The organism is Streptomyces sp. NPDC054841 (assembly GCF_053611045.1).
In genome coordinates this window covers 1-8,841 of sequence record NZ_JBSGZO010000362.1, presented here as the reverse complement: position 1 = coordinate 8,841, position 8,841 = coordinate 1, and the positions used below count along the sequence as shown (strand labels likewise).

Here is an 8,841-nt window from a genome sequence, read left to right as displayed (position 1 = left end):
GTCCGCGGTCGCGGCTTGCTCCCGCACAGAACTCCGCTACGCGGCGCCCGCGTCCACCGCGGCCGTGTAGCCGAACTTGTCCACGGCCTGGTAGTACGTCCAGGCCGTGGCGTCGCAGGAGGCCTTCGTGAAGCCGGAGTACTGGGCGCACACGCGCTTCAGGTCCGAGTAGAAGGCCGAGTCCAGGCGGGCCTTGTTGGCGTCGAACGCACCGGCGGCCTTGTAGTTGCGGTAGCCGAAGTCGTGGCGGGCACAGGCGTTCTGGAAGGGGAAGCCGAAGGGGTTGTCGGGGGAGGTGGTGCAGTAGTCCGTGGACCAGTCGAAGCCGTACGCGCTCCAGCCACCCTGGTTCTGGCGGGCGGACCACCAGGCGTTGTAGCTGCTCGCGCTCGACTGGGTCCAGGAGCTGAGGACCTGGGGCTTGTCGGCGGGCGCGGCGGGCGCGGCGGACGCGGCGGACGCCGGGAGCAGGGCGGCTGTCAGGGCGAAGGCGGCGGTGGCCAGGGGGGCGGCGAGACGGCGGCGCATACGGGATCTCCTCCGTAAGGGGACGCTGGCTGCCCCGGCGGGTGTTCGCAGGGGCCGCCGCAGCGTCGGGCGCCGGGCTATCGCGCGTGTATACGGGGGCTATACGTCCAGCAGGGAAGGCGGTTGGCGATCGGCGGTCAGCTGTCGGCGGTCGGCGGGCACGCAGGCCCGCACACGCGCGGCACCGCCGGACGCGTCGTCGTGCAGCGCGCGGCCCGTCAGGTGCCCACGGCCCGGCGCGGAGGCGTCCAGGAGCAGCGGCTCCCGCCCCGGGGACGGCTGCCGCGGCGGCCGCCTCCCCGTACCGCGCCTACGGCCCGCCCGGCCCGCGTCACGCGCGCAGGAACGCCAGCACCGCCAGCACCCTGCGGTGCGTCTCGTCCGCCGGAGGGAGGTCCAGCTTCGACAGGATGTTGCCGATGTGCTTGCCGACCGCCGCCTCCGAGACCACCAACTCCTTGGCGATCGCGCTGTTCGACCTGCCCTGGGCGACCAGGGCCAGCACCTCGCGCTCGCGCGCCGTGAGGCGTTCGAGGGGGTCCCGGCGGCGGCGCAGCAGTTGGCGGACCACTTCGGGGTCGACGACCGTCCCGCCCGCGGCGACCTCCTGGAGGGCGTCGATGAACTCCTCGATCTGGCCCACACGGTCCTTGAGGAGGTAGCCGACACCCGAGCCGTCCCCGGAGTCGAGGAGGTCGGAGGCGTACGTACGCTGCACGTACTGGCTCAGGACGAGGACCGGGAGCCCGGGGCGCTGTTCGCGGAGCCGCACCGCCGCATGGAGGCCTTCGTCCTGGAAACCGGGGGGCATCCGGACGTCCGTCACGACGATGTCCGGGTCGTGGTCGGCCACCGCCGTCAGAAGGGCCTGCGCATCACCCACGGCCGCGACCACCTCGTGGCCGCAGCGGATGAGCAGGCCGGTCAGGCCCTCCCGGAGCAGCACGCTGTCCTCGGCCAGCACTACGCGGAGGGTTCGGTCCACTCGCAAGGAATCTCCACACGCAACAGGGTCGGTCCGCCGGGCGGGCTGGACAGGGCAAGTCTGCCATCCAGCACGGACACCCGGTCCGCGAGACCGGTCAGCCCGGTGCCTCCGTTCGCCGTGTCCGCGCCGCCGCGGCCGTTGTCCCGGATCTCCAGCGAGAGCCTGCCCTTGTTGTGACCGCCCGTCACCTCGGCGCGGCTCGCCCCGCTGTGCTTGGCGACATTGGCGAGCGCCTCGCAGACCACGAAGTAGACGGCGGCCTCCACGGCCTGCGGCAGCCTGCCCGCGAGCTCCAGGTCGACGTCCACCGGGACCACCGACCGGTCGGCGGCGTCGGCGACGGCCGCCGAAAGGCCGTAGTCCGCGAGGACCTTGGGGTGGATGCCGTGGATCAGCTCGCGCAGTTCGGCGAGCGCCTTCCCGGCCTCCTCGTGGGCCTTGGTCAGCTGGTCGGCCAACGGCCCCGGCGGGGCGTCGAGCCGGGCCAGGCCAAGCGTCATGGTGAGGGCGACCAGGCGTTGTTGGGCTCCGTCGTGGAGGTCGCGTTCGATACGGCGGCGCTCGGCCTCGAAGGCGTCGACCAACCGGACACGGGAGCGGCTGAGTTCGGTGACCCGGGCGCCCAGGTCCTCGTCCCTGGGCGCGATCAGCAGCCGGGTCAGCTCGGCACGCGCTCCGGCGAACAGCCCGATCAGATAGAGCGCCACCGCCAGCAGGAGCAGTCCGAGTACGGCGATTCCGAAGGCCGTCGGCCAGGAGGTGATCGTCCATTCCTTGAGTACGGAGGCTTCCCTGCCCTCCCCCACGGTGGCCATCAGGACGGGTGTGGCGACCAGGCCCAGCGGTACGGAGAGGCCGAGGCCGACCGCGAGGGTGTCCAGCGGCCACAGAAGACCGGCGAGGAGCACCGCGTACCCCAGTTCGCGCCAGGTGGCCTGTTCCCGGTAGCGGGTCCTGATCCAGGGCCACAGCCCGGTCTCGGCGGGTTCGTGGTGCGGGTCGCGGGCCGGGAACTCGTCGACGAGCCCCAGCCGTCGGCGTTCCACCCGGGCCACGGGCAGCCCGAACAGTCCGAGCAGGAGCAGCAGCGGAAGCCCCACCAGCACGATGGCCAGCGCTCCGACAACGGTGGCCAGCACCACGATCGACACGAGCGCGGCCGCTCCGGCCAGGGCGCCGGTGAGGAGATACGCGGCGGACCGCCAGGGCCAGGCCGAGCGGAGGTACGCCGGCTCGGCGAGTGCCTGCCACACATTACGAGAGCGCATGGGCTCACCGTAGAAGGCGGTCGGGCACCGGGGCCATCCGTCCAGACCGACGGTACGGGGTAGGGCCTGCCCTACCCGGGAAGTCGCCCCAGGCGTCGTGCGCGGAGCCCTTGTCGCGGGGTTTCGTTGATACCCGGACGCACGCCTGAGGAGACCGGCGAAAGGGCACCCGAACCATGATGGCTTGGCTGAGCGACCACGCCCTGCTCTTCGGCAGTGGGGGCGTGCTGGCCGTGGTTCTGCTGCTGCCCGCCCTGGAGGCCGCCCTGCCGGTGATCGGTGCGCTGATGCCGGGTCAGACCGCGGTGGTCATGGGCGGGATGCTGGCGTACCACGGGCATGTGCCGGTGTCCGCGACGCTGTTGTGCGCGCTGGCCGGGGCCGTCCTCGGGAATCTCGCCGGGTACGGGATCGGACGGCGCTGCCGGAACCGTCCCGCCGGCCAGCTGCTGGCGCGACTGCTGCGGCCGCGGCACACCGAGCGGGCCCTGGCGCTCATCGAGAAGCGCGGTGGCCGGGCGGTGGTCGTCGGGCGGTTCACCGCGGTGCTGCGGACCCTGGTCCCGACGCTGTGCGGCATGTCCGGGATGCCGGTGTCCATTTATGTGCTGTGGACGGTGCTGAGCAGCGCCGTCTGGGCGCCCGTCTTCGTGCTGATCGGCTACGTGGCAGGACCGATGGGGTCTCTCTGGCCCTTCTGAACCCCCGTGCCCGCCCCTTGCAACTCGCTGCCATCGCAGCCTGTTGACACCCTCGGCACCCGTCTCGTCCCCCACTTTCGGCCAAGAATGAAGCGGCCGGACATTCGCCGGCATTCCAATGGCGCGGCGCTCGCCGCAAGTCTGTGGGGGACAGATGGAATTCCAGCTGCTCGGACCCGTCGAGGCAAGAGAGGGGACCCGGCGGGTGGCGCTGTCGGGTACGAAGGTCCACACGGTGCTCGCCACACTGCTGCTGGCACGCGGCCGCGTGGTCAGCGACGAACGGCTGAGCTCGCTGCTGTGGGGATGGGAGCCGCCGGCCACCAGAAACGCCCAGATCTACACCTATGTCTCCCGGCTGCGGAAGCTGCTGGGGCCGTCCGTGGAGCTGGTGCGCCGGTCGCCCGGCTATCAGATGGTCGGTGAGGGGCTGCGGATAGACGCCGAGGAGTTCGAGCAGCTGGGCCGGCGGGGCCAGGCGGCGCTGCAGGAGCGGCGGTACGGGTCGGCGGCCGAACTGCTGCGTTCGGCCCTCGATCTGTGGCAGGGACCCGCGCTGGCCAATGTCACACCGTTCCTGGCGGAGGCCGAGCTGCCCCGGATGGACGAGGCGCGGATCACCGCGCTGGAACACCGCATCGAGGCCGACCTCGCGCTCGCCCGGCATGCCCAGCTGGTGCCGGAACTGACGGGCATCGTCCGGGAGTTCCCGGTCCGTGAACGGCTGCGCGGCCAGCTGATGACGGCGCTGTACCGGTCCGGACGGCAGGCCGACGCCCTGCACGTCTACCACGAGGGCCGCGGTGTGCTGGCCGAGGAACTGGGCGTGGACCCGGGCGCCGGGCTCAACGCCGTCTACCAGGCCGCTCTCACCGGCGAGTTGGGCCGGCTCCCGGAGCAGGGCGATGCGCCGGCGCAGCTCGGCAGGCCTTCCCCGCGGCGGACGGCGGCCGGGGACCCCCCGCGGATGCTGCCGCCCACCATCGACGACTTCACGGGCCGCGAGGTCGAACTCGCCGAGCTCCGCGGGCTGCTCACGCCCTCCGCGGAGGGCGCGGGGCCCGCCTTCCGGCCGACCCGCCTGCTGATCAGCGGCATGGTCGGGGTGGGCAAGACGGCACTGGCCGTGCATGTGGCGCACGCGGTCGCGGACTGCTTCCCCGACGGGCAGCTCTACGCCCGGCTGTGCCGGGACGACGGCACCCCGAAGGATCCGGCCCAGGTGCTGGTGCAGTTGCTGCGCGCGCTCGGCGAGACCCCGCCGCGGGTGCCCGAGACCGGTGACGCGGCCGCGGACCCGGGGCGGCTCGACGAGCTCGTACAGCTCTACCGCAACAGGACCGCGGACAAGCGGCTGCTGATCGTCCTGGACGACGCCGTGAGCGAGCTCCAGCTGGACTCGCTGCTTCCGAGCAGTGCCCGTTCGGCGGTACTGGTCACCAGCCGTGCACATCTGACGGCCGTGCCCGGCTCGCACACCACGGCGCTCGCGCCGCTCGGCGACGACGAGGCGGCCGCGCTGCTGATCGCCGTCGCCGGGGCGGAGCGGGCAGCCGCGGAACCGGCGGCGTTCCGGCAGATCGCCCGGTATTGCGCGGGGCTGCCCCTGGCGGTCCGTGCGGCGGGCGCCCGGCTCGCGGGACGGAAGCACCGGTCGGCCGCCCGGACGGCGCGGCTGCTCGCCGACCCCGCAACCCGGCTCCAGGAGCTGCGGTTCGGGGAGCTGGACGTCCACCGGTCCGTGCTCGGCGCCCTGCTCGGGGCGCGGCCGGGAACGGACCGGCTGATGCGGCGCCTCGCGGTGCTCGGGGACCGGGCGTTCCCGCTCGCCGCGGGCGCCACGGTGCTGGGGCTCCCGGGCCCGGTCGCCGAGGAGTTCCTGGAGGAGCTCGTGGACGCCTCGTTGCTGAACCTGGCAGGCATCGACACCGCCGGCCTGCCGCGCTACCGCTGCCATGCGCTGGTGCGGCTGACGCTGGAGACGCTGCCGGCGGGGTGCGGCGAGGAGCTGGAGAGGGCGAGCTGAACCGACCGCCCGGGTAGGGCGGGCCCTACCCCCAAGACTCCGTCCCGCCGGGCTGTGCGGGAGGACCGACAACGATTGAGTGTGAGGCATGAACAACGACGCGATTCAGTTGCGCTCCGTGAGCCGGACCTACGGATCGGGGGACAGCGCCGTCACCGCCCTCGACCACGTCTCCCTCGGCTTCCCCCGGGGCACTTTCACAGCGGTGATGGGCCCTTCCGGCTCCGGCAAGTCGACCCTCCTCCAGTGCGCCGCAGGCCTGGACCGGCCCACTTCGGGATCGGTCACGGTCGGGGACACCGAACTGACGAAACTGAGCCAGACCAAACTGACGCTGCTCAGGCGCGACCGTATCGGCTTCGTCTTCCAGGCGTTCAACCTGCTGCCGTCGCTGACGGCGGAGCAGAACGTGGCGCTGCCGCTGCGGCTGGCCGGGCGCAAGCCGTCCCGGGCCCGGGTGCGCGAGGTGCTGGGTCAGGTGGGTCTGGGTGACCGGGCCCGTCACCGGCCGACGGAGATGTCCGGCGGACAGCAGCAGCGCGTCGCCCTGGCACGTGCGCTGATCACCCGCCCCGAGGTGCTGTTCGGTGACGAGCCGACGGGCGCGCTGGATTCGCAGACGAGCCGTGAGGTGCTGACGATGCTGCGGTCCATGGTCGACCGCGAGGGACAGACCATCATCATGGTCACCCATGACCCGGTGGCGGCGTCCTACGCGGACCGGGTGGTGTTCCTGGTCGACGGCCGGGTCAACGGCGAACTGGTGTCGCCGACCGCCGAGTCCGTCGCCGCGCGCATGACCAAGCTGGAGGGCGCGCCGTGCTGAGCGTCGCCCTGCGTACCCTGCGTACGCGCTGGATCACCTTCGTCGGAAGTTTCGTCGCGCTCGCGCTCGGCGTCGGGCTGATCGCGACGATGGGTCTTGCCCTGGCGTCGAGCCTGGACGCTCCGGAGCGCGGACCGGAGCGGTTCGCGCAGGCACCGGTCGTGCTGCGGCCGGCGGACACCCTGCGGGTGCCCACGTCGATCGGCGACCGGGTCAAGCCGCTGGCGAACCCGAAGGCCGTCACGGCGGAGCAGGCCCGGCAGGCGGCCGCCGCAGGACGTACCGTCGAGGACCGTTCGTTCCCGGTACGGGCCGAGGGCGGCCCCGGCGATCTGGTCGGGCATCCGTGGTCGACGGCCGCTTTCGCCCCCTACGAACTCTCCGCGGGGCGGGCCCCGAAGGCCTCGGGCGAGGTCGTCGTGTCCGGCGACTGGGCCGGTCCGGGTCAGCGGGTGCGTACGGGCGGGGGCACGGTGACGGTCGTCGGGACGGTCGCCGGGCTCGGCTTCGAGAACGCCGTCTTCTACACCGACCGGCAGGCCGCCGAGATCTCGCCGCGCATCGATCAGCTGGTGGTCGACGCCGACGCCGACGCCGTACGGGAGAGCGCCGCGGGGCTGCGGGTGCTCACCGGCAACGACCGCCGCCTCGCCGACGCCGACCCCGACCGGGACAGCCAGGCGCTCGTCACGGTGAACGCGATGCTGGGTACCGCGGCCGGGATGACCGGTTTCGTCTCGGTGTTCGTGGTGGCGTCGACCTTCGCGTTCGCGGTGGCGCAGCGCCGCCGTGAGTTCGGTCTGCTGCGCACGGCGGGTGCCACTCCGGGGCAGGTGCGCCGCATGGTGGTCGCCGAGGCGATGCTCATCGGCGTGCTCGCGTCGGCGGCGGGCTGTGTGCTCGGCGCCTACGGTGCGCCCCGGCTGGCGCAGTACATGGTGGACAACGAGGTCGCCCCGTCGTGGTTCACGATCGGGGACTACACCTGGCCGTACCACCTGGCCTTCTGGACCGGTCTGCTGGTGGCGCTCTCGGGTGTCGTCGCCGCGTCGTGGCGGGCCGGCCGGGTCGGCCCCACGGAGGCGCTGCGGGATGCCTCGGTCGACAGCAGGACGATGACGTGGGGCCGCTGGCTGTTCGGCGGGGCGCTGCTGCTCACGGGTATCGGCACGCTCGTGTTCGCGCTGCTCTCGGAGCCGGGTGACCTGCTGCACCGCAAGACGTACACGAGCCGTCCGATGCTGCTGATCACGGCGTTCGCGCTGCTCGCGCCGGTGCTGGTGCGTCCGCTGACCCGGCTGCTGGCCTGGCTGCCGGCCCAACTGCCGGGCCCGGGCGGCATGCTGGTCCGGGAGAACGCGGCGGCGGGGGTGCGGCGCACCGCGGCCATCGCGGCGCCGGTGCTGGTCACGGTCGCCCTCGCGGGCTCGCTGCTGGGCGCCACGGCGACCCTCAACGAAGCCAAGGCGACAGAGGTGCGGGAGCAGACGGCGGCGGACTTCGTGATCAGCGGCGCGGGTCCGGGCGGCTTCGACGAGGCCACCGTGGAGCGGATGCGCAAGGTGCCCGGCGCTCAGGTCTCGGCGTCCGCGGAGTCCGCGGTGTTCGTCCTGGAGGAGGGTGTCGCGCTGATCAGGTCCGACGCCCGCGCGGCGGACCCGGAGGGACTCGCCGCCACGTTCGGTCTGCCGCTGGTGGCCGGGAAGGTGACCGATCTCGACGACCGCTCCATCATCGTCAACGACGAGTGGGCGAACCACACGGTGGGCAGCACGGTCGACGTGTGGCTGGGAGACGGCTCGAAGGCCTCGCTGAAGATCGCCGCCGTGATGCACGCCGGCACCGGCAACAACGGCGTGTACGTCAGTCCGGCCAACGCCGCCGGGGCGAGCGTCGACCGGGTCGACGTGAAGCTGACGGACGGCGCCGACCGCACGGCCGTGGCGGCCGGTCTGCGCGAGGCGGCGGCTCCCGTCGGCGCCGAGGTGCTGTCGCGGGACGAGTGGGTGGCGGCGGCGTATCCCGAGACGAACCGGCAGACCCGGGTCGGCTATCTGGTGGTGCTCGGCATCGCGCTCCTGTACACGGGCATCGCGCTCGCCAACACCCTGGTGATGGCGACGTCGGACCGGGTGCGTGACCTGGCCGTGCTGCGGCTGGCGGGCGCGACGGGCGGGCAGGTGCTGCGGCTCGTCGCGGCGGAGGCCGCGATGGTGGTGGCCGTCGGCGGAGTGCTGGGCGCGGCCGTCGCCGGACTGAACCTGGTGGGCATGTGGGGCGCTCTGGGGGTGCTTCAGGTGTGGTCGCCGATCGTGGTTCCGTGGAGCACGCTGGGCGCCACGGTGGCGGCCTGCGGGGTGATCGCGGTGGTCTGCGCGGTGATCCCGGCGGGACTCTCGCTGCGTGTCCGGCCGGTGGAGCTCGCGGGCGTACGGGAGTGACGGACCAGGGCCTGGTCCAGGAGACGGGCCCTCACCACAGCGACGGCCGGGCCGCCCCTGATG

At 72.9% G+C, this 8,841-nt stretch carries 7 protein-coding genes; 4 read left to right on the top strand and 3 right to left on the bottom strand.

Going from position 1 to position 8,841, the window contains the following annotated elements:
• Positions 1-36: 36 nt before the first annotated feature.
• From ACWGI8_RS33145 to ACWGI8_RS33135, 3 genes are all read right to left on the bottom strand, one after another.
• Positions 37-528 carry a phospholipase gene (locus ACWGI8_RS33145; protein WP_453666614.1) on the bottom strand — a complete coding sequence of 164 codons (492 nt, stop codon included), beginning with the start codon at positions 526-528 and terminating at the stop codon, positions 37-39.
• Between the two features lie 331 nt (positions 529-859).
• Positions 860-1,492, bottom strand: coding sequence for a response regulator (locus ACWGI8_RS33140; RefSeq protein WP_453666616.1), 633 nt, complete (start codon positions 1,490-1,492; stop codon positions 860-862).
• Positions 1,492-2,784, bottom strand: coding sequence for a sensor histidine kinase (locus tag ACWGI8_RS33135; RefSeq protein WP_453666613.1), 1,293 nt, complete (start codon positions 2,782-2,784; stop codon positions 1,492-1,494). Before ACWGI8_RS33135 ends, ACWGI8_RS33140 begins: the two co-directional genes overlap by 1 nt.
• 176 nt (positions 2,785-2,960) lie before the next feature.
• On the opposite strand from ACWGI8_RS33135, the gene ACWGI8_RS33130 reads away from it, so the two are divergent.
• From ACWGI8_RS33130 to ACWGI8_RS33115, 4 genes are all read left to right on the top strand, one after another.
• Entirely contained in the window at positions 2,961-3,485 is a 525-nt protein-coding gene (locus ACWGI8_RS33130) for a DedA family protein (RefSeq protein ID WP_453666611.1), read from the top strand.
• 154 nt (positions 3,486-3,639) lie between these two features.
• A complete protein-coding gene (locus tag ACWGI8_RS33125) occupies positions 3,640-5,511 on the top strand; it encodes a BTAD domain-containing putative transcriptional regulator (RefSeq protein ID WP_453666610.1) in 1,872 nt (623 codons plus the stop codon).
• An 88-nt stretch (positions 5,512-5,599) separates the two neighbouring features.
• Positions 5,600-6,337 (top strand): ABC transporter ATP-binding protein, encoded by a 738-nt coding sequence (locus ACWGI8_RS33120; RefSeq protein WP_453666609.1) that lies wholly within the window; start codon positions 5,600-5,602, stop codon positions 6,335-6,337.
• Positions 6,331-8,778, top strand: coding sequence for an FtsX-like permease family protein (locus tag ACWGI8_RS33115; RefSeq protein ID WP_453666608.1), 2,448 nt, complete (start codon positions 6,331-6,333; stop codon positions 8,776-8,778). Before ACWGI8_RS33120 ends, ACWGI8_RS33115 begins: the two co-directional genes overlap by 7 nt.
• The last annotated feature ends 63 nt before the right edge of the window (positions 8,779-8,841 follow it).